This window comes from Oleiagrimonas citrea, assembly GCF_012395255.1.
GTDB lineage: Bacteria > Pseudomonadota > Gammaproteobacteria > Xanthomonadales > Rhodanobacteraceae > Oleiagrimonas > Oleiagrimonas citrea.
In genome coordinates this window covers 1-25,004 of sequence record NZ_JAAZQD010000003.1, presented here as the reverse complement: position 1 = coordinate 25,004, position 25,004 = coordinate 1, and the positions used below count along the sequence as shown (strand labels likewise).

Genomic DNA, 25,004 nt, shown 5'->3' with positions numbered 1-25,004 from the left:
ATCTTCGGCAATGCAAGGGAGGAATCATCATGCACGTCCAACGCCTGATCCTGAGTCTCGCGGCCCTGCTGCTTCTGGCGCCGCTCGGCGCGCTGCACGCAGCCAGCTGCCACGACAACGTGGTGCTGGTGCACGGCAACACCGGCTCGCCGTCGGACTTCGACAACACGCGCCAGGAACTGCTCGCGCGCGGCTACAGCGCCTCACAGATCTTCACACCCAACTGGGGCAGCAAGACCTGCGCCGCCTGCAACGACCACAACGGTTCGGAAGAGACTCCAGTCGCCAACGCCATCGTCGACGCCATCGCCGCCTCGTGCACCGGAAAGATCGACGTCATCGGCCACTCCATGGGCGCGACCCTGGCCGCGCACGAGATCGTCGAGCTGGGCGCGCGCCCTTACATCGACACTTTTGTCGGCATCGCCGGGGCCTTCCACGGTCTGTGGTCGTGCGGCATGTATCCGTACAACGTCTGGAACGCCACCTGCGGCTCGTGGGGGCTGTCAGTCAACAGTCCCTTCCTCAACGACCTGTACGGAAAACGCTTCGGCGACAAGGTCTACTCGATCAAGTCATGGTCGGACGAGATCAACTGCTCGAGCGGCACCTGCCTGGTCTACGGCGTGCACACCTCGTCGATCTGGGGCGAGGACGGCAGCCTGACCTACCCCTACGGCCATTACGGCCTGCTTTGGTACACCGCGGCCGATCAGGTCAATCTGATCCAGTAGAACCGCACCGACCGGCCGTCGTCCCAGCGGACGGCGTCCGGTCAATCGCTTCCCGCTTCGTCGTAGCCGCGACGCGCCTGACGGATGTCCTCGTGATGGACGGTCGTCCAGCCCACCCAAGGGGCCAACCTGCCAGCAGATATCGGCAAGCTGCCGTTCATATCGCTTCGGCTAGTTTTCCCGTATAATCACGCGCTTCACTCCACCACTAAGGCGGCGCGACCGACAGGTCGGGCCGGTTTCGCATGTCCATCGAGAAGCTCCGCAACATTGCCATCGTCGCCCACGTCGACCACGGCAAGACCACCCTCGTCGATCAGCTGCTGAAGCAGTCGAACACGCTGTCCGAGCGCGAGGTGATCCCGGATCGCGTGATGGACTCGAACGACCTCGAGAAAGAACGCGGCATCACCATCCTGGCCAAGAACACGGCCATCCGCTGGACCGATCCGCAGGGCGAGACCTGGCGCATCAACATCGTCGACACCCCGGGCCATGCCGACTTCGGCGGCGAGGTCGAACGCGTGCTGTCGATGGTCGATTCGGTGGTGGTGCTGGTCGACGCCTTCGACGGCCCGATGCCGCAGACGCGCTTCGTCACCCAGAAAGCCTTCGAAATGGGCTTCAAGCCCATCGTCGTCATCAACAAGGTCGACCGCCCGGGCGCGCGTCCGGACTGGGTGCTCAACGCCACCTTCGACCTGTTCGACCGTCTGGGCGCCAGCGATGAGCAGCTGGACTTCCCGGTGGTCTACGCCTCCGGCCTGCAGGGCTATGCCGGCATGGACGAAAGCGTGCGCGAAGGCGACATGACGCCGCTGTTCGAGACCATCGTCAACAAGGTGTCCGCACCGGACGTGGACCCGGACGGCCCGTTCCAGATGCGCGTCAGCCAGCTCGACTACAACAGCTACGTCGGCGTGATCGGCATCGGCCGCGTGCAGCGTGGCACCGTGCGCACCAACATGCCGGTCAGCATCCTCGACCGCGAAGGCAAGAAGCGCCAGGGCAAGGTGCTGCAGGTGCTCGGCTTCATGGGCCTGGAGCGCAACGAGGTGCCCGAGGCGCGCGCCGGCGACATCATCGCCATCTCCGGCATCGAGAACCTGGGCATCTCCGACACCGTCTGCGCGGTCGACGCACCCGAGGCGCTGCCGGTGCTGACCGTCGACGAGCCGACCATCTCCATGACCTTCCAGGTCAATAACTCGCCGTTCGCCGGCAAGAAGGACGTCAGCGGCGGCAAGTTCATCACCAGCCGACAGATCCGCGACCGCCTGATCCGCGAGACGCTGCACAACGTGGCGCTGAAGGTCGAGGACACGGACGACCCGGACAAGTTCAAGGTCTCCGGCCGCGGCGAACTGCACCTGTCGATCCTGATCGAGACCATGCGCCGCGAGGGCTACGAGCTGGGCGTGTCGCGTCCCGAGGTCATCATCAAGGAGATCGACGGCGTGATGCAGGAGCCGTACGAGCAACTGGTGGTCGACCTGGAGGAGCAGTACCAGGGCGGCGTGATGGAGCGTCTGGGTCTGCGCAAGGGCCTGCTGAAGAACATGGAACCGGACGGCCGCGGTCGCGTGCGTCTGGAATACATGATCCCGGCGCGCGGCCTGATCGGTTTCCAGACCGAGTTCAAGACGCTGACCGCCGGCACCGGCCTGCTGTTCCACGTCTTCGACCATTACGGCCCGAAGTCGGAAGGCACGATCGGCAAGCGTCAGAACGGCGTCCTGATCTCCAACGGCACCGGCCCGGCGCCGGCCTACGCCCTGTTCGGTCTGCAGGATCGCGGTCGCATGCTGATCGACGCCGGCGTGGAAATCTACGAGGGCCAGCTGGTCGGCATCCATTCCAAGGACAACGACCTCACCGTCAATGCCCTGCGCGCCAAGCAGCTGACCAACGTCCGCGCTTCGGGCAAGGACGACGCGCTGACGCTGACGCCGCCGGTGAAAATGTCGCTGGAACAGGCACTGGAATTCATCGACGACGACGAGCTGGTCGAGGTCACGCCGAAGGAAATCCGCCTGCGCAAGAAGCACCTCACCGAGAGCGATCGCAAGCGCGCCTCGCGCGCAGCCTGACGCTCGACACCAGAAAGACGGCGCGGCGCCGGCGGTCGAACGATCGCCGGCGCCGTTTCCGTTTTTGCACCATCGACGACGACTCGCGACTAGTGGGTCGAATCCGTAGACTGGCCCGCATGACCACGCCCGTACTGCTCGCCTGGAGCGGCGGCAAGGACTGTCTGATGGCGCTGCAAGCCCTGCGCGCCGATCCGGACTGGCAGCCCGTCGCCCTGCTCACCACCGTCACCCGCACCTTCGACCGCATCGCCATGCACGGCATCCGCCGCGACGTGCTCGAACGCCAGTCCGAACGGCTCGGCCTGCCGCTGCTGACCGCAGAAATCGACTGGCCCAGCAGCAACGAAGCCTACGAACAGGCCCATGCAGACGCCCTGCGCGCGGCCGCCGAACGCTGGCCCGGCCTGCGTCACTGTGCCTACGGCGATCTGTTCCTGGAAGACGTGCGCGCCTACCGCGAGCAGCAGCTGGCGCGCATGGAGTGGGAAGGCGTCTTCCCGATCTGGCAGACGGACACCGCAGTCATGGCGCGCCGCTTCGTGGACTCGGGCCACCGCGCCATGCTGACCTGCGTCGACACCACGCAGCTGGAGGCTTCGTTCTGCGGACGCACCTTCGACGCCAATCTGCTCGACGACCTGCCCGACGACGTCGACCCGTGCGGCGAGAACGGCGAATTCCATACTCTCGCCTTCGCCGGCCCCGCCTTCGAAGCACCCATCGCACTCCAGCGCGGCGAGTCGGTACTGCGGGACGAGCGCTTCCAGTACACCGACTTCCTGCTCGACGATGCCCGCTGACTCGACGCCGATTCTCCCCGACATGCTGCAACCGGGTCTGCGCCTGGTGTTCTGCGGCACCGCGCCGAGCCGCCGCTCGGCCAGCGAGGCGGCCTACTACGCCCATCCCGGCAACGCCTTCTGGCGTGCGCTGCACGAGGTGGGCATCACGCCCCGTCGCTTCGCACCTACGGAATTCCCCGACCTGCTCACGCTGGGCGTCGGTCTCACCGACCTCGCCAAGCATCACTCGGGCAACGACAACGAATTACCGCGCGACGCATTCGACATCGAAGCCTTCGAGACGCGCATCCGCCAACACGCGCCGGGAGCTGTCGCCTTCACCAGCAAGAATGCCGCACGCGCCTGGCTTCGCCACCCGGTCGACTACGGCTGGCAGGAAGAACGCATCGGCGACACGCGACTGTTCGTGCTGCCCTCGCCCTCCGGCCAGGCGCGCGCGGCCTGGCGCATCGAACCCTGGCAGATGCTTTCGGACTGGCTGCACGCCGACTGAGCCGCCGGCTCAGTGGATCGGAATCGAGCGGTACTCGCCCACCATGCTCGGCGACACCGGCGCGGCGGCATTGCCCCACGCCTGACGGATGTAGCTGACCACGGCCGCCACGTCCCGATCGCTGAGTCGCTGCGCGTACGGCGGCATCGAGTACGGTCGCGGATACATGGCGGTCGTCGGCTCGAATCCACCGAGTAGCACCGCTCGAACCGGATTGACCGGGTTGGCCGCGCGCACCACGCTGTTGCCGGCCAGCGGCGGATACACATTCGCGACGCCACGGCCGTCTTTCTGGTGGCAAGCCGAGCAATCACGCCGATAGATGACGCGTCCTCGCGCGACCAGGGCTGTCGCGGTCTTGGCGGGCAGTTGTTCGGCATCGCTCGACATGGCGGAATCTTCTGCCCGGCGGGACGGCAGGCTGCGCAGATAGACGGCCATGGCATGGAGGTCGCTGTTGCGCAGATATTGCAGGCTGTTCTGCACCACTTCCGCCATCGGACCGTACGCCGTCCCCTTGCGCGAACGACCGGTCTTCAGCAGGTCGACGATGTCCTGTTCGCTCCAGCCCGCCAGTCCACCGTGGGCGTCGGCAGCCAGATCAGGGGCGTACCAGCCCTGCTCGGGAATCATGCCGCCGCGCAGCGCCTGACCGCTCTTGCGCGCTCCGAGTGCATTGCGCGGCGTGTGGCAGGCGCTGCAATGTCCCAGCCCCTGCACCAGATACGCGCCGCGATTCCACTGCGCCGTGCGCTTGGGGTTCGCGACGTATTCGCCAGCATCGAAATACAGTGCACGCCAGCCCAGCAGCAGGCGGCGCCAGCTGTAGGGAAACGACAACTCCGGGGGATTCGTCCTGCTGTGCACAGGCTTCAGGGTGCGCAGGTAGGCATACATGGCCTCGACATCTGCGCGGCGGATCTTGGTGTAGGACGGATACGGAAACGCCGGATACAGCAGCCGGCCATCACGCCCCCGCCCGAGATGCATGGCGCGCCAGAAATCGTCCACGCTCCAGTCGCCGAGGCCGGTGGCCTTGTCCGGAGTCAGGTTCGCCGTGTAGATCACCCCGAATGGTGTCGGAATCATGCGGTTGCCGGCAAACGGCTGGCCGCCCGGCGCCGTGTGGCAGGCGATGCAGTCGCCGGCGCGGACCAGATACTTGCCACGCGCGATCTGCACGGCTGACGCGGCTTCGTGGCCGGTTCGCCCATGCGACGAGTCCTTCTCGCCACTGGCGGTCGCCGCACCGAGCACGACTGCCGTGAGCACGAGCGCCATGCCCAGCGCCGCGTATCGCTTCCATCGCACGATCATTCGCCAATCTCCACGCTGCCGCAGCGCAGCGGCAGGTCATGCCCAGGACTGCTGGCTGCCTGCGCGCGATCCTCGGCCGGAATCGGCTGTGCAGCGAGCCAGGCGGCCACCGCGCGAATGTCGCGCGCATCCAGGCGATCGGCCACGTGCTTCATGCAATCCGGGTTGCGCATGCGGCGTGTGCCGTTGCGCCATGCACCGAGCTGCGCGCTGAGGTAGCTGTACGGCAGCCCCAGCAAACCGGGAATGGCCGGTTCGACACCGGTCAGGCGCGCGCCATGGCAGGCCTGGCAGGCAGGAATGCCCTTGCCCGGATCGCCTTCGTGCACCAGCGTGCGCCCCCGCGCCAACTCTGTTGACGACAGACGCGGCGGATGCCGCTCGGGGTAACGCGTGTCCAGCGCTGAAAAATAGGTCGCGATCTCGTGCAAATAGGCATCCGAAAGCGGCCGCAGCATATAGGTCATCAGCGGATAGTGGCGGCGGCCATCGCGGAAATTCAGCAATTGGTGATACAGGTAGGTGGCCGGCTTGCCCGCCAGGCGCGGATTGAAGCCGTTCGTGCCGCCTTCACCGTTCGCGCCATGACAACTGGTGCAGGCCGTAATGCGCTGCTTGAGCGTGTTCGGGACCGAGGCGGGCGTGTACCCGCTCGCCGACGCGCCCCAGCTCAGGAGCGCCAAAAACGCCATTGCAACAGTCAGAACGAAACGCGGCATCTTGATCCCCGTAACAGAGGGCAGCGAATGCGCGCACGGCGCCTTTTCGCGGCAAGGCCTTCCATTGTACGTGCCCCGGCAGCCTTCGCCGCAACGTTCAGTCATACCGAGAACGCCTGTAGACTGAGTCTCACGTATCGCCCACGCCGCGATTTCCTCAGGGGGAATGGCATGAAAATCTGGATCGTATCGGGATTCCTTGCACTTTCTGCACTGGCCGCCGACGCAAGTCCTGCACAAACGCCGGCCTCAGCGCCCGTAGCAACGCCCGTGCCGAATATCTACGCTTCGATTCCAGTGCTTCAGCAGCGCATGCACCAGGGGCAGCTCAGTGCGGAAACCTTGGCGCGCAATTTCATCATGCGCATCGCAGCCAAGGATCAGTCCGGCCCCAATGTGAACGCGGTGCTGGAGATCAACCCCGATGCGCTGGAAATCGCCCGCCAGCGCGACGATCAACGCGCCGCCGCACCGGACTCGCATGCACCGCTGCTCGGCATACCGGTCCTGCTGAAGGACAATATCGACACCGGCGACCGCATGCAGACCACCGCCGGCTCACTGGCACTGGCCGGCCCACCCGCGCCGCGCGACGCCACCGTCGCGCTGAAACTGCGCGCGGCGGGCATGGTGCTACTGGGCAAGACCAACCTCAGTGAATGGGCCAATTTTCGCTCTACGCACTCCAGCAGCGGCTGGAGCGGTCGCGGCGGACTGACGCGCAATCCGTACGTGCTCACTCGCAGCGCTTGCGGCTCGAGTTCCGGGTCCGGCGCGGCCGTCGCGGCCGGCTTCGTCACCGTCGCCATCGGCACCGAAACCGACGGCTCGGTGATCTGCCCTTCCGCCGCCAACGGCATCGTCGGCATCAAACCGACCGTGGGCCTGGTCAGCCGCACGGGCATCATTCCCATCAGTCACAGCCAGGACACCGCCGGTCCGATGGCACGCACAGTGGGAGACGCGGCCCGCCTGCTGACCGCCATGGCCGGCAGCGACCCGCAGGACCCGGCCACGCGCGAAGCCGACCTGCATGCCGCCGACTACACCCGTTTCCTGGATCCGAACGGACTACGCGGCAAGCGCATCGGCGTCGTGCGTGAACTGGCCGGCTACGACCCCGCCACCGACCGCGTGCTGGACCAGGCCGTGGCAGCGATGCGTGCGGCCGGAGCCACCGTCATCGACCCGGTCAAGCTGCCGCATGTGAATGATCTCGGCAAGGACGAGATGACCGTGCTGCTGTATGAGTTCAAGCATGATCTCAATGCCTACCTCGCGACACGGCCACGCCTGAAGGTGCACTCGCTGGCCGACCTCATCGCCTACAACAAGGCACATGCAGACACCGAGATGCCCTGGTTTGGTCAGGAACTGTTCCTGAAGGCCGAAGCCATGGGACCATTGACCGACAAGGCTTACATCCAGGCACGCAACAGGGCCCGCGAACTGGCAGGCCCGGAAGGCATCGACGCAGCGCTCAAGGCCGAGCACCTGGATGCCTTGGTGGCGCCGGCGCAGGGACCCGCCTGGGTTACCGATCTGGTCAATGGCGATCACGTCACGGGCGCAGGGTATGGCGCGGCGGCCGTCGCTGGCTATCCGTCCATCACGGTCCCGGCCGGCTTCGTGCACGGCCTGCCGATCGGCGTGGTGTTCTTTGCCGGAAAATGGAGTGAACCGACGCTGATCGGCATCGCCTACGGCTTCGAGCAGCACACCCATGCACGGCGTCGACCGCACTTCTTCCCCTCGGTGCTGGAGGAAACGCCCGATCCGCCCCCTTCGGTGGAACATGCAACGAACCCCGCACCAGCTCAGGCAGCCTCCGCGAACTCGCCCAGCGATGCTTCAGCTCCCGGAAATCCTGCACCCGCCGACAACACGACGACACCGGCTTCGTCTTCGAGCACGAGTGATGCACCAATCCCGACTCAATCATGAAGCGATGACCGAATTCGCGTCATCGATACGCGCGACGGATCTAGACGCTGATGCGGCCGCCTGACTTGCGAACGATCAGCATCGCCAGTTCCAGCGACTGCTCGTAGTTCAGGCGCGGGTCCACGTTCGACTTGTACGCGCGCGAAAGGTCCGCCTCGGCCAGGCCTCGCGCTCCGCCGATGCACTCGGTGACATCCTCGCCGGTCAGCTCCAGATGCACGCCACCCAGACGCGTCCCCGCCGCAGCGTGCGCGTCGAAGGCCTGCTCCAGCTCACTGGCGACATTGGCGAAACGGCGCGTCTTGTAGCCGTTGGACGTGCTCTCGGTGTTGCCGTGCATCGGATCGCAGATCCACAGCACGCGTCGTCCGCTTGCCTTCACGGCGTCCAGCAGCGGAGGCAGTTGCTCGGCGATCTTGCCCGCCCCCATGCGATGGATCAGCGTCAGGCGGCCCGGCTCGTCCTCGGGGTTGAGCACCTCGAGTAGACGCAGCAGATGATCGCGTTGCATGGTCGGCCCGACCTTCACCGCGACCGGGTTGCGAATGCCGCGGAAGTATTCGACGTGCGCGCCATCCAGCGCCGCCGTGCGCATGCCGATCCAAGGGAAATGCGTACCGAGGTTGAACCAACCCCATTGACGCGGTACGCGCCGTGTCTGCGCTTGCTCATAGTGCAGAAGAAGCGCCTCGTGGGACGTGAAGAAATCCACGCGCGAGAAACTCTCCAGCGCCTCGCCGGCCAGCGTCTCCATGAATCGCAGCGAGTCGCTGATGCCGTCGACCATCTGACGGTATTCGCTGGCCAGCGGAGAATGATCGACCCAGGCCAGATCCCAATATTCGGGATGATGAAGGTCCGCGAAACCGCCGTCGATCAGCGCACGCACGAAATTCATCGTCATCGCCGAATGCGAATGCGCACGCAGCAGTCGTTGCGGATCTGCGCGGCGCGCATCGGCCTCGAATGCGGGGGCATTGATGATGTCGCCCCGATAGCTGGGCAGCGTCACGCCATCCCGGGTCTCGGTGTCGGTCGATCGCGGCTTGGCGTACTGCCCCGCGAAGCGGCCCACGCGCAGCACCGGCAGACGCAGGCCGTGGACCAGCACCAGACTCATCTGCAGCAGGACCTTCAGACGATTGGTGATAACCCGGTTGTTGCAGTCCGCGAAGCTCTCGGCGCAATCGCCGCCCTGCAGCACGAAACGTCGACCTTCCTGCGCCTCGGCTACCAGGCGCTTGAGCGCCAGCACTTCCCATGACGTGACCAGCGGCGGGCGCTCGTTCAACTGGGCCAGCACACCACCCAACGCCGCCTGGTCCTCGTAATGCGGCTGCTGAATGGCCTCACGCGACTGCCAGGAGTCCACCGCCCAGTTCTCGGGTTCACGGATGGCTTGCAGATTACGGTCGCTGACGTTCATGGCGCGGGCACGATGGTTCATGGATGCAGAGTAGACATTATCCCCCATTGAGGGAAATGCCGCGCGGGCATGAGCGAAATTCGTGCGGAAGCTTTCAGCGGCGGCTGCGTACGGCGAACAGACCGCCGAGTCCCAGCAGCACAAACCAGATCAACGACCACCAGGGCATCGACAGCCCGAGGATCGTCTCGACCTTGGCGCATTCGCCCGACCCGCTCAGCACCATCTTCAGCACCCCGAGCAGCCCGCCATGCGCATCGCGAGTATCCAGAAGATAGCCGAGCGGCGCTCCGCAGCTGGGCACGGCGCCCGGCGGAAGCGACTGAATCCACAGATGACGCGAAGCGATCGCCACCCCGACCCCGGCCGCCACGACAGCAAGCAGCGCATAGAACCATCTGCCACGAGCCTTGGGGGCATGCAGGCCACCAATCAGAAACACCACACCCAGCGCAATGAAGGCCACACGCTGCAGAATGCACAGCGGACATGGATCCATCAGCATCACGTATTGCGCATAAAGCGCGAAGGCGATCAAGCCGGCGCAGACGAGAAAGCCGAAGAGATAGAGCGTGCGGAAAGACCAGCGCAATGGATTCATGGCGAATGACTTGAACGATGGAACGGCAAAGGTACCGATTCCCCGCCCGCTTGTCAGCTGCATGCCAACGCTCGAGAGTGCAATGTCCCAAAAAAAAGACGCCCCGGAAGCTGAAGCTCCCGGGGCGTCTCATTTCCGGCGTTCGTGATGCGGTCGCTTATTCGGCTTCCGGTGCTTCCGGACGATCGACCAGCTCGACGTAGGCCATCGGAGCATTGTCGCCGTCGCGGTTGCCACACTTCAGGATACGCAGGTAACCGCCCGGACGCTCGCGGTAGCGCGGGCCCAGATCCGTGAACAGCTTGCCCACGGCTTCCTTGTCGCGCAGGCGCGAGAAGGCGAGACGACGATTGGCGACGCCGTCATTCTTGGCCAGGGTGATCAGCGGCTCGGCAACGCGGCGCAGTTCCTTGGCCTTGGGCAGGGTGGTACGGATCAGCTCGTGCTTGATCAGCGATGCTGACATGTTGCGGAACATCGCCTGACGGTGGCTGCTGGTCCGATTGAACTTACGACCGGATTTCATGTGACGCATGATGGCATTCTCTTTTGGTTTGTCGTTATGGGAGACCGGCTCTTATGTCCGACACCCGCGGTTGCCCGCTATGAGCCCTATTAGATCGGGGCCTTAGAGAAACACGGTCCGCAGACCGCAAAATTCTCGAAAAGCACGACGCTTTCGAGAAGTGCGGCCATGGATGGCCGCTTCTGATGCATCAGCCAGAGCGCACTACACGCTCTGGCCGACTTGGTCCTACTGCGGCAATCAGGGACGATTGCACGAATAAACACTGCCAAGATCACAATCTTCCGTAACCTTGGAAGAAGCAACTTTTAGCCCAGCTGCATGCCGTGCACGAGGCCCGGCGGCGGCCAGTTTTCCAGCTTCATGCCCAGGGCCAGACCACGCGCACCCAGCACATCCTTGATCTCGGTCAGGGACTTCTTGCCCAGGTTCGGGGTCTTGAGCAACTCGACCTCGGTCTTCTGCACCAGATCGCCGATGTAGTAGATGCTCTCGGCCTTCAGGCAGTTGGCCGAACGCACGGTCAGCTCCAGATCGTCGATCGGACGCAGCAGCAGCGGATCGAACCCGGCCTGCTCGGCCTCGCCTTCGTCACTCTCGCGCTGCGAGAAGTCGCCGAAGATCGACAGCTGGTCGTTGAGGATCTCAGCCGCCTTGCGCACCGCTTCCTCGGCGTCGATGGTGCCGTTGGTCTCGATGTCCAGGATCAGCTTGTCCAGGTTGGTACGCTGTTCCACGCGGGCGGCGTCGACCTCGTAGGCCACACGGCGCACCGGCGCGAAGGACGCATCCAGCTGCAAGCGGCCGATCGGCTGGGCCTCATCGTCCGGATTCTGACGTGCACTGACCGGCTGGTAACCCAGACCCTTGCGGACCTTCAGGCGCATGTTCAGCGCGATGTCCTTGGTCAGGTGGCAGATCACGTGATCCGGATTGACGATTTCCACGGTGTGATCGACGGTGATGTCGCCAGCAGTGACCACGCCCTTGCCCTTCTTGGACAGGGTCAGGACGACTTCATCGCCGCTGTGCTGGCGAATGGCGACGTCCTTCAGGTTCAGCAGGACTTCGATCACGTCTTCCTGCAGACCTTCGAGCGTGGTGTACTCGTGCAGGACGTCATCGATCTCGACCTCGATGATTGCCGAGCCCGGGATGGAGGAGAGCAGCACGCGACGCAGGGCATTGCCCAGAGTGTGGCCAAAGCCACGCTCGAGCGGCTCAACCACCACCTTGGAGTGGTTGGCGCCGAGCTGCTCGACACTGAGGCCGCGCGGCCGCAGCACGCTTGTAGACGAAACTGCCATGTACGGCTCCGGTAATTGGTTTACTTCGAGTAAAGCTCGATGATGAGGCTTTCGTTGATGTCGGACGGCAGATCACCGCGATCCGGCACCGACTTGAACACACCGGCGAACTTCTTGGTGTCCACGTCGACCCACATCGGACGCAGGTCCATGCTGTCGGCCAGCGTCGAGGCTTCCTGCACGCGCAGCTGCTTCTGAGCGCGCTCGGTCAGGGAGATCTCGTCGCCTTCGCGAACCTGGAAAGAAGGAATGTTGACCTTCTTGCCGTTGACCATGACGCCCTTGTGCGCGACCAGCTGACGAGCCTGCGAACGTGTCACCGCGAAACCCATGCGGTAGACGACGTTGTCGAGACGGCTTTCCAGCAGACGCAGCAGGTTCTCGCCGGTGTTGCCCTTCAGCGAGGACGCCTTGGCGTAGTAGTTGCGGAACTGACGTTCCAACACGCCGTAGATGCGCTTGACCTTCTGCTTCTCGCGCAGCTGGCCGGCGTAGTCCGACTGGCGCATGCGGCGATTGGCACCGTGCTGGCCGGGCTTGTTCTCCAGCTTGCACTTGGAATCGAGCGCGCGGGCCGGGCTCTTCAGACCCAGGTCAGCACCTTCACGGCGCGCCAGTTTGCAGGTGGCTCCACGATATCGGGCCATGATGTGCTCCTTAGACGCGACGCTTCTTCGGGGGACGGCAGCCGTTGTGCGGAATCGGCGTGACGTCGGTGATGTTCAGAACCTTGTAGCCCAGCGCGTTCAGCGAACGCACGGCGGACTCGCGACCCGGACCCGGGCCCTTGATGCGCACTTCCACCGTCTTCACACCGTAGTCCTGCGCGGCACGACCGGCGCGCTCGGCAGCGACCTGCGCGGCGAACGGCGTGGACTTGCGCGAACCACGGAAACCGGCACCACCGGCGGTCGCCCAGGACAACGCATTGCCCTGACGGTCGGTGATGGTGACGATGGTGTTGTTGAAGGACGCCTGCACATGGGCGATCGCGTCGGTAACGACGCGTTTGACCTTCTTCTTGCTCTTAACCGGCTTTGCCATAACTTGGAATCCGTTTACTTCCTGATCGGACGACGCGGGCCCTTGCGGGTACGCGCATTCGTTTTGGTGCGTTGACCACGGACAGGCAGACCACGACGATGGCGCAGACCGCGGTAGCAGCCCAGATCCATCAGTCGCTTGATCGACATGCCGATCTCACGGCGCAGATCGCCTTCGATGATGTACTTGCCGACTTCGGCGCGAAGCTTTTCGATCTCGCCTTCGCTGAGCGACTTGATCGGCGTGGTGGGTTCCACGCCGGCTTCGGCACAGACCTTCATGGACCGGGTACGCCCGATACCATAAATGCTCTGCAGACCGATCCAGACATGCTTGTGGACCGGCAGGTTGACACCCGCAATGCGCGCCATGAGCTGTTCTCTCCGATTACGTAACGTGCGCGGTAAACGCGCAATTCTAACCTTTATTTCATCAAACAGAAAGCCCTACGGGTACCGCACGCGGCAACCCGGCTTTCTCCCCGTGCCAATAGCTCAGTCTCAGTTGCGACGGAGATTGGCTTTCTTGAGCAGATTTTCGTACTGGTGGCTGACCAGATGGGCCTGGATCTGAGCCGTGAAGTCCATCACCACGACCACCACGATCAGCAGGGACGTACCGCCAAAGTAGAACGGGACATGCCATGCATTCTGCAGAAACGTCGGCACCAGACAGACCAGCACCAGATAGATCGCACCAACCGTGGTCAGTCGCGTCATCACACCGTCGATGTAGTTGGCGGTGTTGCGGCCCGGGCGGATACCCGGAATCAAGGCACCCGAACGTTTCAGATTGTCGGCCGTTTCCTGCGAGTTGAACACGATCGCGGTGTAGAAGAACGCGAAGATCAGGATCAGCGCGGCATACAGCACATCGTGCAGCGGCTCGCCGGGCGACAACGCAGTGGTCAGCGAGGTCAGCCAGTGCGACTTGTTGCTGGTTCCCATCCAGGCGGCAGCCGTGGCCGGGAACATGATCAGACTCGACGCGAAGATCGGCGGGATCACGCCCGACATGTTGATCTTCAGCGGCAGATGCGAGGTCTGGTTCTGGTAACCCTGACGACCACCGCCACGTCGTGCATAGTTCACGGTGATGCGCCGCTGCGCCTTCTCCATGAACACCACGAACGCCGTCACGCCCAGCACCACCGCGATGACCATGAACACGCGCAGAATCGAGAGTTCACCGTTGTTCGCCATGGTCAGCGTATGCATGACCGCGGCAGGCAGACCCGCGACGATACCGGCGAAGATCAGCAGCGAGATGCCGTTGCCCACACCGCGCTCCGTCATCTGCTCGCCGAGCCACATCAGGAACATGGCGCCCGCGGTCAGACCGATCACGGCCGACAACACGAAGCCGGGTCCCGGAATGTAGACCACCGGGATACCGCCAGCGCCCACCTGCTTCTGCAGAGCGACGGCGATGCCGAACGCCTGGAATGCAGCCAGACCGACGGTGCCGATGCGCGTGTACATCGTCAGCTTGCGCTGTCCTGCCTCGCCTTCCTTCTTCAGCTGCTGCAGGCTCGGCAGAACCGACCCCATCATCTGCACCACGATGGATGCAGAGATGTAAGGCATCACGCCCAGCGCGAAGACCGAGAAACGGCCCAGCGCACCGCCCGAGAACATGTTGAACATGCCCAACAGGCCACCCTGCTGATTCAGGAAGCTGCTCATCGCTTCCGGGTTCACACCCGGCACGGGGATGAACGACCCCAGACGAAAGACCACCAGCGCACCGATCACGAAGAAGATGCGCTGACGCAGCTCGGTCAGGCGACCGAGCGAACCCAGCATGCTGTTGCCCTGCGCACCGGCCACGCCTTACTCCACGCTTCCGCCGGCTGCCTCGATGGCAGCCTTGGCGCCGGCCGTGGCCAGAACGCCGGACAGCTTGACCGCGCGATCGATGCTGCCCTGCAGCACAATCTTGACCTTCTTGGCGCGATTGCTGACCAGACCCGCTTCACGCAGCGTGGCGAAGTCGATGGTGTCGGACTTCACGCTGGCCAGCTGATACAGGAATACCTGCTCGGTATCGGCCTTCTTCAGCGAGCGGAAACCCACCTTCGGCAGGCGACGCTGCAGCGGCATCTGACCGCCCTCGAAGCCCACCTTGTGATAACCACCGGAACGGGCGTGCTGACCCTTGTGGCCGCGGCCACCGGTCTTGCCCAGGCCGGAACCGATGCCACGCCCCACTCGGGTGCGGGCCGGGCGCGAGCCCTTGGACGGCTTGATCGTATTCAGACGCATGATCGCTTACTCCTCGACCCGGACCAGGTAGTAGACCTTGTTGATCAGGCCGCGCACCTGCGGGCTATCCTTCAGTTCGCGCACGTCATTGAGCTTGTTCAGGCCCAGGGCCTTCACGCTCAGACGATGACGCTGCTGCACTCCGCGCAGGCCCTTCACCAGGCGCACGCGAACGGTTGCATTGCTCTTAGCCATTGCCCAGCACCTCTTCCACAGTCTTGCCGCGCTTGGCCGCGACCTGCGCCGGCGAAGCAACCGCTTTCAGGCCGTTGATCGTGGCGCGAACCAGATTGATCGGGTTGCGCGAACCGACGGCCTTGGCCAGCACGTTGCGCACACCGACCACTTCCAGCACAGCGCGCATGGCGCCGCCGGCGATGACACCGGTACCCTCGGCGGCAGGCTGCATGTACACACGCGCCGCGCCGTGGTTGGCCTTGATGGCATACCACAGGGTGCCGTTGTTGAGATCGATCTTCACCATGTTGCGGCGGGCACGATCCATGGCCTTGGAAATGGCCAGCGGCACTTCACGCGCCTTGCCATAGCCGAAACCCACGCGACCTTCGCCGTCACCGACCACGGTCAGTGCGGTGAAGCTCATCTGGCGGCCACCCTTCACGGTCTTGGCCACACGATTGACGGCGATCAGCTTCTCGAGCAGGCCGTCCGAATTGTCACGATCACTCGAAGACATGTCTTTTCCTGTCGTGCCCGAAACGATTTCGGGACTTGTAGATTACGGCCGCAGCCGCTTGGAGTTGTTGTCGTTCTTGTTATGGTCGAACACTGCACGTGGCCAGCCGGACCGAAACCACGTGCCGTGAAACATCAGAACTTCAGACCGGCCTCACGCGCCGCATCGGCAATCGCCTTGATGCGACCGTGATACTTCAGGCCCGAACGGTCGAACGCCACACTGTCGACACCAGCGGCGATGGAACGTTCGGCAACAGCCTTGCCCACCGCGGCCGCGGCAGTCAGGTTCTTCGTGCCTTCCAGGCCCTCGTTGATCGACTTCTGCAGGGTCGAGGCAGCCGCCACGACCTTGCCGCCAGTCGCATCGATGACCTGGGCGTACAGATGCTTGCCCGAGCGATGCACCGTCAGGCGCGGCACGGCCAGCTTGCGGATGTGTGCGCGCGTGGACTTGGCACGGCGCAGACGGGCGGAATTCTTATCCACGATCTTGCTACTCCTGGAAACGGATCGGCTTTACAACGCTCGGACCGAACGGCCCGCAGCGGCATTACGCCTTCTTGGCTTCCTTCAGACTGATACGCTCGCCCGCATAGCGGACGCCCTTGCCCTTGTACGGCTCCGGCGGGCGCACCGAACGAATCTTGGCGGCCACCTGACCCACGCGCTGCTTATCGGCACCCTTCACCAGCACTTCGGTCTGGGTCGGGGTCTCGATGGTGATGCCCTCGGGAGCCTCGAAGACCACCGGATGGGAATAACCGACGCTGAGGTTCAGGCTCTTGCCCTGCATCGAGGCACGGTAACCGACGCCAACGAGCTCCAGCTTGCGCTCGAATCCGTCGGTAACACCCTTGACCATGTTGGCGACCAGGGCGCGGGCCGTACCCGCGAACTTGACCTCACCGCCATCGGCGATCGAGAAACGCAGGGTGCCGTCCTCGTTGTTGATGATGACGCCCGGCAGTGCGTGCAGCGACAGGGTGCCTTTCGGACCCTTGACGGTGACGCCGCTATCATCGGACTTGAATTCCACGCCCTTCGGCAGGGTGATCGGCGCATTGGCAATACGAGACATGTCGATCCTCCCTTATGCCACCAAGCCGAGCACTTCGCCGCCCAGACCCTTGGTACGGGCCTGTGCATCGGTCAACAGACCGGCGGAGGTCGAGATGATGGAAATGCCCAGGCCGCCGATGATCTGCGGCAGTTCGTCCTTGCCGCGATACACGCGCAGACCCGAACGGCTGATGCGCTGGATACGCTCGATGGCCGGACGGCCTTCGAAATACTTCAGCTGGACTTCGAGAACGGGCTTGTTGGAATCGCCCTGCTCCACCTTGCTGCCGAGGATGTAGCCCTCGTTCTTCAGCAAGTCGGCGATGGCCGCCTTCAGCTTGGAAGCCGGCATGCTCACGGTCGCCTTGCCCATAGCCTGGGCGTTGCGGATCCGCGTGAACATGTCGGCAATGGGATCAGTCATGCTCATAAGTCAAACCTTTGAGGGTGCACCGATATCCGTTGACCGGAAATCTTCGATTGTAATGCCCGGACACGGAAGACCGTGCCGGGCAGACCCGCGAGTATAGCAGTACTTGAACCGCTATGGCGAGCGATGTTTACCAGCTGGCCTTGCGCAGGCCGGGCACGTTGCCACTCATGGTGGCCTCGCGCAGCTTGTTGCGGCCCAGGCCGAACTTGCGGTAGACGCCACGCGGGCGACCGGTCAGGGCGCAGCGGTTGCGCTGGCGAACCGGGCTGGAATCACGCGGCAGCTTCTGCAGCTTCGCCTGCGCTTCCATCTTCTCCTCGTAGGAGGATTCCGGATTCAGCACGATCTTCTTCAGCGCCGCACGCTTCTCGGCGTACTTCGCGACGAGCTTGGCGCGCTTGACGTCGCGCTCAACCATGGAGGTCTTGGCCATGTCTGTACCTAAGGTCAGTTACGGAACGGGAAACTGAAGGCTTCGAGCAGTGCCTTGGCTTCCTCGTCGGTATTGGCGGTCGTGGTGATGGAGATATCCATGCCCCGGATCGCGTCGATCTGATCGTAGTCGATCTCGGGGAAGATGATCTGCTCCTTCAGGCCCATGTTGTAGTTGCCGCGACCATCGAACGAACGGCCGTTGACGCCGCGAAAATCGCGGACGCGCGGCAGCGAAACGTTCACCAGGCGGTCGAGGAACTCGTACATGCGGGCGCGGCGCAGGGTCACCTTGCAACCGATCGGCCAGCCGTCACGGATCTTGAACGAGGCGACGGACACGCGAGCCTTGGTCGTCACCGGCTTCTGGCCGGACACCTTGGCCATGTCGGCCACGGCGTTTTCGAGGACCTTCTTGTTGCCCACGGCTTCACCCACGCCCATGTTCAGCGTGATCTTGGTGATGCGCGGAACCTGCATCACGTTGTCGTAGCCGAAACGCTCGATCAGCTTCGGAACTACTTGCTCTTTGTAGAAATTTTCAAGGCGCGTCATGATTTCGTCCTTACACGTCCACGACCTCGCCACTCGAGCGGTACACGCGGACCTTGCGCCCATCCTCGAGCGTCTTGGTACCCACGCGCTCACCCTTGTTGGTGGCGGGGTTGAACAGCATCACGTTGGAGATGTGGATCGAGGCTTCGCGCTCGATAATGCCACTCGGAGCCTGGGGATCCTGCGGATTGCCCTTGGTGTGGCGCTTGACCAGGTTGACGTTCGAAACGAACACCCGATCTCCCGCCATACGCAGGACATCGCCGCGCTGCCCCTTGTTCTTGCCGGTGGTCACGATGACGTGATCACCCTTCTGAATACGGTTCATAGTCTAGGCCTCCGCTCAGAGCACTTCCGGTGCCAGCGAAACGATCTTCATGAATCGTTCGCTGCGCAGCTCACGGGTAACCGGTCCGAAGATACGGGTGCCGATCGGCTCGAGCTTGTTGTTGAGGAGCACCGCTGCGTTGCCGTCGAAACGGATCAGCGAGCCATCGGTACGACGCACACCCTTGGCGGTACGCACGACGACGGCATTGTACACCTCGCCCTTCTTCACCTTGCCGCGCGGGATGGCGTCCTTGACGGTCACCTTGATGACATCGCCGATGCGGGCATAACGGCGTTTGGAGCCGCCCAGCACCTTGATGCACATCAGTTCACGGGCACCGCTGTTGTCAGCCGCGGAAAGCGTGCTTTGCATCTGGATCATGTCTGCACCCTCGCCTTACTGTTCCGCACGCGAAACGATTTCGACCACGCGATGATGCTTGGTCTTGGAAAGCGGCCGGCACTCTTCGATGCGCACCACGTCGCCCTCACGCGCACCGGATTCGTCGTGCACGTGCAGCTTGGTGGAACGGCGAATGATCTTGCCGAAGACCGGATGCTGCACCTGACGCTCGATCAGGACGGTGACCGTATCGGCCATCTTGTCGCTGATCACGCGCCCCTGCAGGCTGCGTGCTGTTTTCTGATTCTCGCTCATGTCGGCGGTCCTTACTTCTTCTCGCCCAGCACGAATTTCGTGCGGGCGATGTCGCGCCGAACACGGCGCAGCTGATGCGGCTGGGAAAGCTGACCGGAACCCTGCTGCATGCGCAGGTTCAACTGCTCCTTGCGCAGCTCGAGCAGGTGCTCCTTGAGCTCCTCCACCGATTTTTCACGAATGTCGTTGATAGCCATCACATCACCGCCCTGGTCACAAACTGGGTCTGCACCGAAAGCTTGGCAGCCGCCAGACGGAAGGCTTCACGAGCGGTCTGCTCGTCGACGCCCTCGATTTCATAGAGCATGCGACCGGGCTGGATCGGGGCGACCCAGAACTCGACGTTGCCCTTACCCGAACCCATACGCACTTCGATGGGCTTCTTGGTGATCGGCTTGTCCGGGAACACGCGGATCCAGAGCTTGCCGCCACGCTTGACGTAGCGCGTGATGCAGCGGCGGGCCGCTTCGATCTGGCGCGCTGTGAGCTGGCCGCGGGTGGTCGCCTTCAAACCGAACTCGCCGAAACTGACGAGGTTCGAGTTGTTGCTCAGGCCGCGGTTACGGCCCTTGTGCACCTTGCGGTACTTGGTTCGCTTGGGTTGCAACATGACTGTGACTCCTTACTTCGCAGCCCGAGCGCGGCGGCCTTCACCGCCCTCGCGACGACCGGACGGCTTTTCGTCCTTCGCTTCCTCGGCGGCTTCCAGATCGAAGATCTCACCCTTGTAGACCCAGACCTTGATGCCGATCACACCGTAGGTGGTGTGCGCCTCGGCGAAACCGTAATCGATGTCCGCACGCAGGGTATGCAGCGGCACACGGCCCTCGCGGCTCCACTCGGAACGCGCGATCTCGGCGCCGTTCAGGCGGCCGGCGACGTGCACCTTGATGCCCAAGGCGCCCAGGCGCACGGCATTACCGACGGCGCGACGCATGGCGCGGCGGAACATGATGCGGCGCTCGAGCTGGTTGGCGATCGACTCGGCGACCAGCTGCGCGTCCAGTTCCGGCTTGCGCACTTCGCTGACGTTGATGTGGGTGGGAACACCCATCACCTTGGTCACCTGCTGACGCAGCTTCTCGATATCCTCGCCCTTCTTGCCGATCACCACACCCGGACGAGCCGTGTGAATGGTGATGCGCGCGTTGTTGGCGGGACGCTCGATCTGGATGCGCGAGATGCCGGCCTGCTTCAGCTTGGTCTTCAGCAGATCGCGGACCTTCAGGTCGGCGGCCAGATACTCGGCATAGTGGCCCTTGTTGGCATACCACTTGGAATTCCAGTCCTTGGAAATGCCGAGGCGGATGCCGGTGGGATGAACTTTATGACCCATCGTTTTCGTCCTCGTATCAGTCGCCGACGACGACAGTAATGTGGCTGGTACGGCGCAGGATGCGCGAACCACGACCCTTGGCGCGTGCATGCATGCGCTTCATGGTCGGGCCCTCATCCACGAAGATGCGCGCCACCTTCAGCTCGTCGACATCGGCACCGAGATTGTTTTCGGCGTTGGCGACGGCGGACAGCAGCACCTTGCGCACCAGGTGCGCAGCCTTCTTGTTGGTGTACTCGAGCAGGCCTTCGGCCTTGCCCACGGGCATGCCGCGGACCATGTCGGCCACCAGACGCACTTTCTGCGCCGAGATGCGCGCACTGCGCAGGATCGCTTTGGCTTCCATCGTGCTATCCATCGTCATTTCGACTTCTTGTCGCCGGAATGGCCCTTAAAGGTGCGCGTCACCGCGAACTCGCCGAGCTTATGCCCGACCATGTTCTCGTTGATGAGCACCGGGACATGCTGGCGACCGTTGTGAACGGCAATGGTCAGGCCGACCATTTCCGGCAGGACCATGGAGCGACGCGACCAGGTCTTGATCGGACGCCGATTGTTGGCGGCGGAGGCGACCTCCACCTTTTTCAGCAGGTGCAGGTCGACGAACGGACCTTTCTTCAAAGAACGCGGCATGATCGTCTCCCTTTACTTCTTGCTGCGGCGACGCACGATGAACTGCTGCGTGCGCTTGTTGTTACGGGTCTTGTAACCCTTGGTCGGCGTGCCCCACGGGCTGACCGGATGACGGCCACCGGAGGTACGGCCTTCACCACCGCCGTGCGGATGGTCGACCGGGTTCATCGCGACACCGCGGACGGTCGGGCGAATGCCCTTCCAGCGCTTTGCGCCGGCCTTGCCGAGTTTGCGCAGGCTGTGCTCGCTGTTGCCGACTTCGCCGATCGTCGCGCTGCACTCGATCGAGACGCGACGCATCTCGCCCGAACGCAGGCGCAGGGTGGCGTACGCCGACTCGCGGGCGACCAGCTGTGCCGAGGCACCAGCGCTGCGAGCGATCTGCGCGCCCTTGCCGGGCTTCAGCTCGATGCAGTGCACCGTGGTGCCGACCGGGATGTTACGCAGCGGCAGGCTGTTGCCCGGCTTGATCGGCGCGTTGCTACCGGCCAGGATGCGGTCGCCCACTTCCAGACCCTTCGGCGCGATGATGTAGCGGCGCTCACCATCGGCGTAGCAGACCAGCGCGATGTGCGCGGTACGGTTCGGATCATACTCCAGGCGCTCGACGCGAGCGGCAATGCCGATCTTGTTGCGCTTGAAGTCGATGATGCGATACAGCTGCTTGTGACCACCGCCGCGATGACGCGTGGTGATGCGACCATGGTGGTTGCGGCCACCGGTGCGGGACTGCGCCTCGGTCAACGCCGCGTACGGCGCGCCCTTGTGCAGACCCGGCGTGGACACGCGCACCGTGGAACGGCGTCCTGCAGAGGTTGGCTTGAGTTTGATCAGTGCCATCGAAATTCAACTCCTGGATCAGGCCGCCGACACGTCGATGGTCTGGCCATCGGCGAGACGGACGTAGGCCTTGCGCTTGCCCTGGCGCTTGCCGGTGCGGAAGCGGAACGACTTGGTCTTGGCCTTGCCGTTGACGATATTCACCCGCTCGACGGTCACGTCGAAGAGGTTTTCCACAGCCGCCTTGACGTCAGCCTTGGTCGCGTCCGGCGCGACCACGAAAACATACTGGTTGTGCTCGCCGAGCAGCGCCGATTTCTCGGAGATGTGCGGGCCACGCAGCGTATTGAGAATGCGTTCGTTGCTCATCCCAGCCACTCCTCGAGCTTCTTCACCGACTCGACCGTCGCCACCACGTAATCGGCACCGACAAGGCTGACCGGATTCAGGGCGGCAACGTCGACGACGTGCACATACGGGATGTTGCGCGCCGCCAGATACAGTTCCTCACTGGCATTCTCGGACACCAGCAGTACACGACCGCTGACTTCCAGCTCGGCCAACTTCGCAGCCATAGCCTTGGTCTTGGCGGAATCGAGACCGAAATCCTCGACCACCTTGAAGCGGTCTTTGCGGTTCAGCTCGGCCACGATCGAGCGCAGCGCGCCGCGATACATCTTGCGGTTGACCTTCTGCTCGAAGCTGCGCGGCTTCGCCGCGAAGGTCACGCCACCGCCGACGAAGATCGGCGCAGTCAACGCACCGTGGCGCGCACCGCCGCCCTTCTGGCGCTTGGACTTCTTGGTCGTGCCGCTGACTTCCGAGCGCGTCTTCTGCGCCTTGGTGCCGGAACGGCCGGCAGCCTGGTAGGCCACCACAACCTGATGAATCAGGTGTTCACGGAACTCCGCGCCGAACACGGCTTCGGAGACCTTCATCGGCTTGGCGCCAGTCACATTCAGTTCCATGCCGTTTCTCCTCAACCCTTCGCCGTCGCGCGGACGATGACATCACCGCCGGTCGCACCTGGGACAGCACCCTTGATCGCGATCAGGTGACGCTCGGCGTCGACCTTGACCACCTGCAGGCCCTGGGCAGTACGACGCACGGCACCCATGTGGCCGGACATCTTCTTGCCCGGGAACACGCGACCCGGCGTCTGGTTCTGACCGATCGAACCCGGGACACGATGCGACAGCGAGTTGCCGTGCGTGTTGTCCTGGCCACGGAAGTTGTGACGCTTGATGGTGCCGGCAAAGCCCTTGCCCTTACTCACACCCGCAACGTCGACCACCTGACCGGCTTCGAAAATGTCGTCAACCTTGATTTCGCTGCCCACTTCGTACTTGGCAACGTCTTCGGCGCTGACACGGAATTCCCACAGACCACGGCCCGGCTCGACCTTGGCCTTGGCGTAATGCCCCTTGGCCGGCTTCGTCAGCAGGGACGCGCGCTTGGCGCCCGCGGTCACCTGGACGGCGCTGTAGCCATCGTTGTCTTCGGTCTTCACCTGCGTCACGCGATTCGGCGTCGCTTCGATCAGCGTCACCGGGATCGACGTGCCGTCTTCGGTGAAGATCCGGCTCATGCCGCATTTGCGGCCAACCAGTCCGATACTCATCTTCGTATCCTGTCTATCGCTCAACCGAGCTTGATCTGAACGTCCACGCCAGCGGCGAGGTCAAGCTTCATGAGCGCGTCCACGGTCTTGTCGTTCGGGTCGACAATGTCGAGCACTCGCTTGTGCGTACGGGTCTCGTACTGATCGCGCGCATCCTTGTCGACGTGCGGCGACGTAAGAATGGTGTAGCGCTCGATCTTGGTCGGCAGCGGGATGGGGCCGAGAACCGTGGCGCCGGTGCGCTTGGCCGTCTCGACAATCTCGCCGGCGGAACGATCGATCAAACGATGATCGTAGGCCTTGAGCCGAATGCGAATCTTCTGGTTCGCCATAACCGTGTCCTGTTTATCGAAAGAACGTTTCTACAACTTGGAATGACAGCGGCTTCTCACCGATGCCGTGATTCGGGACCGGAGCGCGAGGCTCCGGTCCCGCGGTCTTGCAATTACTCGAAAATCTTGGCGACGACGCCGGCGCCGACGGTGCGGCCACCTTCGCGGATCGCGAAGCGCAGGCCTTCGTCCATCGCGATCGGCGCGATCAGCTCGACCTTCATCTTCACGTTGTCGCCCGGCATCACCATCTCGACGCCTTCCGGCAGCTCGCAGGCACCCGTCACGTCGGTCGTGCGGAAGTAGAACTGCGGGCGGTAGCCCTTGAAGAACGGCGTGTGACGACCACCCTCGTCCTTCGACAGCACGTACACCTCGGCCTCGAACTTCGTGTGCGGGGTGATCGAACCCGGCTTGGCCAGAACCTGACCGCGCTCGACTTCGTCACGCTTCGTACCGCGCAGCAGCAGACCCACGTTGTCGCCCGCCTGACCCTGATCCAGCAGCTTGCGGAACATTTCCACGCCGGTGACGGTGGTCTTGGTGGTCGGACGGATGCCGACGATCTCGACTTCCTCACCCACCTTGATGATGCCGCGCTCGACACGACCCGTGACCACCGTACCGCGACCCGAGATCGAGAACACGTCCTCGACCGGCATCAGGAACGGCTTGTCGATGTCGCGCTCCGGCTCCGGAATCCAGCTGTCCAGCGCCTCGACCAGCTTCACGATCGACGGCACACCGATCTCGCTCTCGTCGCCTTCCAGCGCCTTCAGCGCCGAACCGGTGATGATCGGCGTGTCGTCGCCCGGGAAGTCGTAGTTGGAAAGCAGCTCGCGCACTTCCATCTCGACCAGCTCCA

General features: G+C 63.5%; 37 protein-coding genes. 5 read left to right on the top strand and 32 right to left on the bottom strand.

The genetic code is table 11. The annotated features are described in order from the left end of the window. Window positions 1–29 precede the first annotated feature (29 nt). The 4 genes from HF690_RS07200 to HF690_RS07185 all read left to right on the top strand — a co-directional run bounded on the left by HF690_RS07200 (window position 30) and on the right by HF690_RS07185 (window position 4,123). Entirely contained in the window at window positions 30–734 is a 705-nt protein-coding gene (locus HF690_RS07200; protein ID WP_113063484.1) for an alpha/beta fold hydrolase, read from the top strand. Between the two features lie 245 nt (window positions 735–979). Then, on the top strand, window positions 980–2,824 hold the full coding sequence (typA, locus tag HF690_RS07195; RefSeq protein WP_113063485.1) for a translational GTPase TypA: 1,845 nt from the start codon (window positions 980–982) through the stop codon (window positions 2,822–2,824). A gap of 119 nt (window positions 2,825–2,943) precedes the next feature. Next, on the top strand, window positions 2,944–3,627 hold the full coding sequence (locus HF690_RS07190) for a Dph6-related ATP pyrophosphatase (RefSeq protein ID WP_168608983.1): 684 nt from the start codon (window positions 2,944–2,946) through the stop codon (window positions 3,625–3,627). Further along, complete coding sequence (locus HF690_RS07185; RefSeq protein ID WP_168608982.1) at window positions 3,617–4,123, top strand: mismatch-specific DNA-glycosylase; 507 nt, start codon at window positions 3,617–3,619, stop codon at window positions 4,121–4,123. Before HF690_RS07190 ends, HF690_RS07185 begins: the two co-directional genes overlap by 11 nt. 9 nt (window positions 4,124–4,132) lie before the next feature. Here the strand turns inward: HF690_RS07185 and HF690_RS07180 are convergent, their stop codons facing one another. Together HF690_RS07180 and HF690_RS07175 are read right to left on the bottom strand one after the other, a co-directional pair. Next, entirely contained in the window at window positions 4,133–5,440 is a 1,308-nt protein-coding gene (locus HF690_RS07180) for a c-type cytochrome (protein ID WP_168608981.1), read from the bottom strand. After that, window positions 5,437–6,159 (bottom strand): c-type cytochrome, encoded by a 723-nt coding sequence (locus HF690_RS07175; RefSeq protein WP_205300809.1) that lies wholly within the window; start codon window positions 6,157–6,159, stop codon window positions 5,437–5,439. Before HF690_RS07175 ends, HF690_RS07180 begins: the two co-directional genes overlap by 4 nt. Window positions 6,160–6,330: 171 nt before the next feature. On the opposite strand from HF690_RS07175, the gene HF690_RS07170 reads away from it, so the two are divergent. Beyond that, complete coding sequence (locus tag HF690_RS07170) at window positions 6,331–8,103, top strand: amidase (protein WP_168608980.1); 1,773 nt, start codon at window positions 6,331–6,333, stop codon at window positions 8,101–8,103. A 40-nt stretch (window positions 8,104–8,143) separates the two neighbouring features. Here HF690_RS07170 and HF690_RS07165 read toward each other — a convergent pair whose 3' ends face one another. From HF690_RS07165 to HF690_RS07020, 30 genes are all read right to left on the bottom strand, one after another. Beyond that, window positions 8,144–9,529, bottom strand: coding sequence for a class II 3-deoxy-7-phosphoheptulonate synthase (locus HF690_RS07165; RefSeq protein ID WP_168609311.1), 1,386 nt, complete (start codon window positions 9,527–9,529; stop codon window positions 8,144–8,146). A gap of 94 nt (window positions 9,530–9,623) precedes the next feature. Further along, window positions 9,624–10,130 (bottom strand): disulfide bond formation protein B, encoded by a 507-nt coding sequence (locus tag HF690_RS07160; protein WP_168609310.1) that lies wholly within the window; start codon window positions 10,128–10,130, stop codon window positions 9,624–9,626. Window positions 10,131–10,287: 157 nt separating this feature from the next. Beyond that, window positions 10,288–10,665 (bottom strand): 50S ribosomal protein L17, encoded by a 378-nt coding sequence (gene rplQ, locus HF690_RS07155; protein WP_113063491.1) that lies wholly within the window; start codon window positions 10,663–10,665, stop codon window positions 10,288–10,290. A gap of 299 nt (window positions 10,666–10,964) precedes the next feature. Further along, on the bottom strand, window positions 10,965–11,963 hold the full coding sequence (locus HF690_RS07150; RefSeq protein ID WP_113063492.1) for a DNA-directed RNA polymerase subunit alpha: 999 nt from the start codon (window positions 11,961–11,963) through the stop codon (window positions 10,965–10,967). 20 nt (window positions 11,964–11,983) lie between these two features. Further along, window positions 11,984–12,610: a 30S ribosomal protein S4 gene (rpsD, locus tag HF690_RS07145; RefSeq protein ID WP_168608979.1), complete on the bottom strand. Its 627-nt coding sequence runs from the start codon at window positions 12,608–12,610 to the stop codon at window positions 11,984–11,986. Between the two features lie 10 nt (window positions 12,611–12,620). Next, window positions 12,621–13,007: a 30S ribosomal protein S11 gene (gene rpsK, locus HF690_RS07140; RefSeq protein WP_113063494.1), complete on the bottom strand. Its 387-nt coding sequence runs from the start codon at window positions 13,005–13,007 to the stop codon at window positions 12,621–12,623. 14 nt (window positions 13,008–13,021) lie between these two features. Continuing rightward, window positions 13,022–13,378: a 30S ribosomal protein S13 gene (gene rpsM, locus HF690_RS07135; RefSeq protein ID WP_113063495.1), complete on the bottom strand. Its 357-nt coding sequence runs from the start codon at window positions 13,376–13,378 to the stop codon at window positions 13,022–13,024. A 129-nt stretch (window positions 13,379–13,507) separates the two neighbouring features. After that, on the bottom strand, window positions 13,508–14,836 hold the full coding sequence (gene secY, locus HF690_RS07130) for a preprotein translocase subunit SecY (protein WP_113063496.1): 1,329 nt from the start codon (window positions 14,834–14,836) through the stop codon (window positions 13,508–13,510). 3 nt (window positions 14,837–14,839) lie between these two features. Then, entirely contained in the window at window positions 14,840–15,271 is a 432-nt protein-coding gene (rplO, locus tag HF690_RS07125; protein ID WP_113063497.1) for a 50S ribosomal protein L15, read from the bottom strand. Window positions 15,272–15,277: 6 nt separating this feature from the next. Then, entirely contained in the window at window positions 15,278–15,466 is a 189-nt protein-coding gene (gene rpmD, locus HF690_RS07120; RefSeq protein ID WP_113063498.1) for a 50S ribosomal protein L30, read from the bottom strand. Next, complete coding sequence (rpsE, locus tag HF690_RS07115) at window positions 15,459–15,968, bottom strand: 30S ribosomal protein S5 (protein ID WP_113063499.1); 510 nt, start codon at window positions 15,966–15,968, stop codon at window positions 15,459–15,461. The genes rpmD and rpsE overlap by 8 nt, the downstream gene beginning before the upstream one ends. Window positions 15,969–16,102: 134 nt before the next feature. Continuing rightward, complete coding sequence (gene rplR / locus HF690_RS07110; RefSeq protein WP_113063500.1) at window positions 16,103–16,456, bottom strand: 50S ribosomal protein L18; 354 nt, start codon at window positions 16,454–16,456, stop codon at window positions 16,103–16,105. A 64-nt stretch (window positions 16,457–16,520) separates the two neighbouring features. Beyond that, the gene (gene rplF, locus HF690_RS07105; protein ID WP_113063501.1) at window positions 16,521–17,048 is read right to left on the bottom strand and encodes a 50S ribosomal protein L6; all 528 of its coding nucleotides are present in this window, start codon (window positions 17,046–17,048) and stop codon (window positions 16,521–16,523) included. Between the two features lie 12 nt (window positions 17,049–17,060). Then, on the bottom strand, window positions 17,061–17,459 hold the full coding sequence (gene rpsH, locus HF690_RS07100) for a 30S ribosomal protein S8 (RefSeq protein ID WP_113063502.1): 399 nt from the start codon (window positions 17,457–17,459) through the stop codon (window positions 17,061–17,063). Between the two features lie 130 nt (window positions 17,460–17,589). After that, entirely contained in the window at window positions 17,590–17,895 is a 306-nt protein-coding gene (rpsN, locus tag HF690_RS07095) for a 30S ribosomal protein S14 (protein ID WP_113063503.1), read from the bottom strand. Between the two features lie 14 nt (window positions 17,896–17,909). Beyond that, window positions 17,910–18,452, bottom strand: coding sequence for a 50S ribosomal protein L5 (gene rplE, locus HF690_RS07090; protein ID WP_206098359.1), 543 nt, complete (start codon window positions 18,450–18,452; stop codon window positions 17,910–17,912). Window positions 18,453–18,459: 7 nt separating this feature from the next. Then, window positions 18,460–18,777 carry a 50S ribosomal protein L24 gene (gene rplX, locus HF690_RS07085; protein ID WP_113063505.1) on the bottom strand — a complete coding sequence of 106 codons (318 nt, stop codon included), beginning with the start codon at window positions 18,775–18,777 and terminating at the stop codon, window positions 18,460–18,462. 15 nt (window positions 18,778–18,792) lie between these two features. After that, window positions 18,793–19,161, bottom strand: coding sequence for a 50S ribosomal protein L14 (gene rplN / locus HF690_RS07080; RefSeq protein WP_113063506.1), 369 nt, complete (start codon window positions 19,159–19,161; stop codon window positions 18,793–18,795). A 15-nt stretch (window positions 19,162–19,176) separates the two neighbouring features. After that, window positions 19,177–19,437, bottom strand: a complete 261-nt coding sequence (gene rpsQ / locus HF690_RS07075; protein WP_113063507.1) for a 30S ribosomal protein S17 — start codon at window positions 19,435–19,437, stop codon at window positions 19,177–19,179. Window positions 19,438–19,448: 11 nt separating this feature from the next. Beyond that, window positions 19,449–19,634: a 50S ribosomal protein L29 gene (gene rpmC / locus HF690_RS07070; RefSeq protein ID WP_113063981.1), complete on the bottom strand. Its 186-nt coding sequence runs from the start codon at window positions 19,632–19,634 to the stop codon at window positions 19,449–19,451. Next, window positions 19,634–20,047, bottom strand: a complete 414-nt coding sequence (gene rplP / locus HF690_RS07065) for a 50S ribosomal protein L16 (RefSeq protein WP_113063508.1) — start codon at window positions 20,045–20,047, stop codon at window positions 19,634–19,636. Before rplP ends, rpmC begins: the two co-directional genes overlap by 1 nt. Window positions 20,048–20,059: 12 nt before the next feature. Then, window positions 20,060–20,773, bottom strand: coding sequence for a 30S ribosomal protein S3 (gene rpsC / locus HF690_RS07060; RefSeq protein WP_113063509.1), 714 nt, complete (start codon window positions 20,771–20,773; stop codon window positions 20,060–20,062). 16 nt (window positions 20,774–20,789) lie between these two features. Then, window positions 20,790–21,119 carry a 50S ribosomal protein L22 gene (gene rplV, locus HF690_RS07055; protein WP_113063982.1) on the bottom strand — a complete coding sequence of 110 codons (330 nt, stop codon included), beginning with the start codon at window positions 21,117–21,119 and terminating at the stop codon, window positions 20,790–20,792. 14 nt (window positions 21,120–21,133) lie between these two features. Next, window positions 21,134–21,406 (bottom strand): 30S ribosomal protein S19, encoded by a 273-nt coding sequence (gene rpsS, locus HF690_RS07050; RefSeq protein WP_043101808.1) that lies wholly within the window; start codon window positions 21,404–21,406, stop codon window positions 21,134–21,136. Between the two features lie 12 nt (window positions 21,407–21,418). Then, window positions 21,419–22,246: a 50S ribosomal protein L2 gene (gene rplB, locus HF690_RS07045; RefSeq protein WP_113063510.1), complete on the bottom strand. Its 828-nt coding sequence runs from the start codon at window positions 22,244–22,246 to the stop codon at window positions 21,419–21,421. 18 nt (window positions 22,247–22,264) lie between these two features. Further along, the gene (gene rplW / locus HF690_RS07040) at window positions 22,265–22,555 is read right to left on the bottom strand and encodes a 50S ribosomal protein L23 (RefSeq protein ID WP_113063511.1); all 291 of its coding nucleotides are present in this window, start codon (window positions 22,553–22,555) and stop codon (window positions 22,265–22,267) included. After that, window positions 22,552–23,154, bottom strand: a complete 603-nt coding sequence (gene rplD / locus HF690_RS07035) for a 50S ribosomal protein L4 (protein ID WP_113063512.1) — start codon at window positions 23,152–23,154, stop codon at window positions 22,552–22,554. The genes rplW and rplD overlap by 4 nt, the downstream gene beginning before the upstream one ends. Window positions 23,155–23,165: 11 nt before the next feature. Then, complete coding sequence (gene rplC / locus HF690_RS07030; protein ID WP_113063513.1) at window positions 23,166–23,807, bottom strand: 50S ribosomal protein L3; 642 nt, start codon at window positions 23,805–23,807, stop codon at window positions 23,166–23,168. A 20-nt stretch (window positions 23,808–23,827) separates the two neighbouring features. Next, the gene (rpsJ, locus tag HF690_RS07025) at window positions 23,828–24,139 is read right to left on the bottom strand and encodes a 30S ribosomal protein S10 (protein WP_043101825.1); all 312 of its coding nucleotides are present in this window, start codon (window positions 24,137–24,139) and stop codon (window positions 23,828–23,830) included. 113 nt (window positions 24,140–24,252) lie between these two features. Next, a partial coding sequence (locus tag HF690_RS07020; protein ID WP_168608978.1) for an elongation factor Tu occupies window positions 24,253–25,004 on the bottom strand: 752 nt, incomplete at its 5' end.

What these genes read in the sequence shown, in the direction of transcription:
- HF690_RS07200 (WP_113063484.1), top strand. Translation starts at nt 30, where the DNA reads ATGCACGTCCAACGCCTGATCCTGAGTCTCGCGGCCCTGCTGCTTCTG.
- typA (WP_113063485.1), top strand. Translation starts at nt 980, where the DNA reads ATGTCCATCGAGAAGCTCCGCAACATTGCCATCGTCGCCCACGTCGAC.
- HF690_RS07190 (WP_168608983.1), top strand. Translation starts at nt 2,944, where the DNA reads ATGACCACGCCCGTACTGCTCGCCTGGAGCGGCGGCAAGGACTGTCTG.
- HF690_RS07185 (WP_168608982.1), top strand. Translation starts at nt 3,617, where the DNA reads ATGCCCGCTGACTCGACGCCGATTCTCCCCGACATGCTGCAACCGGGT.
- HF690_RS07180 (WP_168608981.1), bottom strand. Translation starts at nt 5,440, where the DNA reads ATGATCGTGCGATGGAAGCGATACGCGGCGCTGGGCATGGCGCTCGTG.
- HF690_RS07175 (WP_205300809.1), bottom strand. Translation starts at nt 6,159, where the DNA reads ATGCCGCGTTTCGTTCTGACTGTTGCAATGGCGTTTTTGGCGCTCCTG.
- HF690_RS07170 (WP_168608980.1), top strand. Translation starts at nt 6,331, where the DNA reads ATGAAAATCTGGATCGTATCGGGATTCCTTGCACTTTCTGCACTGGCC.
- HF690_RS07165 (WP_168609311.1), bottom strand. Translation starts at nt 9,529, where the DNA reads ATGAACGTCAGCGACCGTAATCTGCAAGCCATCCGTGAACCCGAGAAC.
- HF690_RS07160 (WP_168609310.1), bottom strand. Translation starts at nt 10,130, where the DNA reads ATGAATCCATTGCGCTGGTCTTTCCGCACGCTCTATCTCTTCGGCTTT.
- rplQ (WP_113063491.1), bottom strand. Translation starts at nt 10,665, where the DNA reads ATGCGTCACATGAAATCCGGTCGTAAGTTCAATCGGACCAGCAGCCAC.
- HF690_RS07150 (WP_113063492.1), bottom strand. Translation starts at nt 11,963, where the DNA reads ATGGCAGTTTCGTCTACAAGCGTGCTGCGGCCGCGCGGCCTCAGTGTC.
- rpsD (WP_168608979.1), bottom strand. Translation starts at nt 12,610, where the DNA reads ATGGCCCGATATCGTGGAGCCACCTGCAAACTGGCGCGCCGTGAAGGT.
- rpsK (WP_113063494.1), bottom strand. Translation starts at nt 13,007, where the DNA reads ATGGCAAAGCCGGTTAAGAGCAAGAAGAAGGTCAAACGCGTCGTTACC.
- rpsM (WP_113063495.1), bottom strand. Translation starts at nt 13,378, where the DNA reads ATGGCGCGCATTGCGGGTGTCAACCTGCCGGTCCACAAGCATGTCTGG.
- rplO (WP_113063497.1), bottom strand. Translation starts at nt 15,271, where the DNA reads ATGCGTCTGAATACGATCAAGCCGTCCAAGGGCTCGCGCCCGGCCCGC.
- rpmD (WP_113063498.1), bottom strand. Translation starts at nt 15,466, where the DNA reads ATGGCTAAGAGCAATGCAACCGTTCGCGTGCGCCTGGTGAAGGGCCTG.
- rpsE (WP_113063499.1), bottom strand. Translation starts at nt 15,968, where the DNA reads ATGTCTTCGAGTGATCGTGACAATTCGGACGGCCTGCTCGAGAAGCTG.
- rplF (WP_113063501.1), bottom strand. Translation starts at nt 17,048, where the DNA reads ATGTCTCGTATTGCCAATGCGCCGATCACCCTGCCGAAGGGCGTGGAA.
- rpsH (WP_113063502.1), bottom strand. Translation starts at nt 17,459, where the DNA reads ATGAGCATGACTGATCCCATTGCCGACATGTTCACGCGGATCCGCAAC.
- rpsN (WP_113063503.1), bottom strand. Translation starts at nt 17,895, where the DNA reads ATGGCCAAGACCTCCATGGTTGAGCGCGACGTCAAGCGCGCCAAGCTC.
- rplX (WP_113063505.1), bottom strand. Translation starts at nt 18,777, where the DNA reads ATGAACCGTATTCAGAAGGGTGATCACGTCATCGTGACCACCGGCAAG.
- rplN (WP_113063506.1), bottom strand. Translation starts at nt 19,161, where the DNA reads ATGATCCAGATGCAAAGCACGCTTTCCGCGGCTGACAACAGCGGTGCC.
- rpsQ (WP_113063507.1), bottom strand. Translation starts at nt 19,437, where the DNA reads ATGAGCGAGAATCAGAAAACAGCACGCAGCCTGCAGGGGCGCGTGATC.
- rpmC (WP_113063981.1), bottom strand. Translation starts at nt 19,634, where the DNA reads ATGGCTATCAACGACATTCGTGAAAAATCGGTGGAGGAGCTCAAGGAG.
- rplP (WP_113063508.1), bottom strand. Translation starts at nt 20,047, where the DNA reads ATGTTGCAACCCAAGCGAACCAAGTACCGCAAGGTGCACAAGGGCCGT.
- rpsC (WP_113063509.1), bottom strand. Translation starts at nt 20,773, where the DNA reads ATGGGTCATAAAGTTCATCCCACCGGCATCCGCCTCGGCATTTCCAAG.
- rplV (WP_113063982.1), bottom strand. Translation starts at nt 21,119, where the DNA reads ATGGAAGCCAAAGCGATCCTGCGCAGTGCGCGCATCTCGGCGCAGAAA.
- rpsS (WP_043101808.1), bottom strand. Translation starts at nt 21,406, where the DNA reads ATGCCGCGTTCTTTGAAGAAAGGTCCGTTCGTCGACCTGCACCTGCTG.
- rplB (WP_113063510.1), bottom strand. Translation starts at nt 22,246, where the DNA reads ATGGCACTGATCAAACTCAAGCCAACCTCTGCAGGACGCCGTTCCACG.
- rplW (WP_113063511.1), bottom strand. Translation starts at nt 22,555, where the DNA reads ATGAGCAACGAACGCATTCTCAATACGCTGCGTGGCCCGCACATCTCC.
- rplD (WP_113063512.1), bottom strand. Translation starts at nt 23,154, where the DNA reads ATGGAACTGAATGTGACTGGCGCCAAGCCGATGAAGGTCTCCGAAGCC.
- rplC (WP_113063513.1), bottom strand. Translation starts at nt 23,807, where the DNA reads ATGAGTATCGGACTGGTTGGCCGCAAATGCGGCATGAGCCGGATCTTC.
- rpsJ (WP_043101825.1), bottom strand. Translation starts at nt 24,139, where the DNA reads ATGGCGAACCAGAAGATTCGCATTCGGCTCAAGGCCTACGATCATCGT.